The organism is Arthrobacter sp. GMC3, from assembly GCF_002929305.1.
In the GTDB taxonomy this organism is placed as follows: Bacteria; Actinomycetota; Actinomycetes; order Actinomycetales; family Micrococcaceae; genus Specibacter.
The window spans coordinates 1-686 of record NZ_PJIO01000084.1 but is presented as its reverse complement, the minus strand read 5'-3'; the positions used below and the strand labels follow the sequence as shown (position 1 = coordinate 686).

Below are 686 nucleotides of genomic sequence, written 5' to 3'. Positions count from 1 at the left end.
GTTGCGTCAGACCCTGGTTCGCTACGGCGCGATGTTCCGCGCCCATAGCTACCTGCCACCAGTGTCCAGCGAGGTCGCCGGCCAGCCGTTCCCCTACGCCGTCGCGATTCTTCTGGGAACCACTGCCAGCCTGTCCAGCCAGCTCAACTTTTAGCGCGGGAGAGCGCCATGTACGCCGTCAGCGACAGCGATGCCTACCCCAGCGAGCGCGACGCGGTGCAGCGTCTGGCGCCGCAGCCGCGCAACATCGCGGAGACCGGGCTGAGCGACCAGCTGCTTGCCGATCTGCTGTGCAAGCACCTGCACGAAGGTGGCGCGCTGGACATGTCGCGGCTGGTCGAGCGGCTGACGCTGCCCGGCGCGGTACTGGAGGAAGTGCTGGGCCTGTTGCGCAAGGACGGCCGCATCGAGGTGCTCGGCCAGCACAATGGCCAGGCCCTGCGCTATGGCCTGACCGAGCGGGGCCGCAATGCCGCCCGCGCCGCGCTGGAGCGCAGTGGCTACGTAGGTGCGGCGCCGTTTCCGGTGAGCACCTATCGCTCGCTGGTCAAAGTGCAGACGATTCACCACGGACGGGTGAATGCCGAGCGGATGCGCTCCTCCTTCAGCGGCGTCGTGCTCGCCGACGACCTGCTCGATCAGCTCGGCGTGGCGCTCAACTCCGGGCGCGCGATCATGCTTTACGG

At 68.1% G+C, this 686-nt stretch carries 1 protein-coding gene; it reads left to right on the top strand.

The genetic code is table 11. The features are described 5' to 3' along the window. Positions 1 to 168 precede the first annotated feature (168 nt). Positions 169 to 686, top strand: a 518-nt coding sequence (locus CXQ94_RS23750; RefSeq protein WP_219817117.1) for a hypothetical protein, incomplete at its 3' end; no start/stop codon positions are given.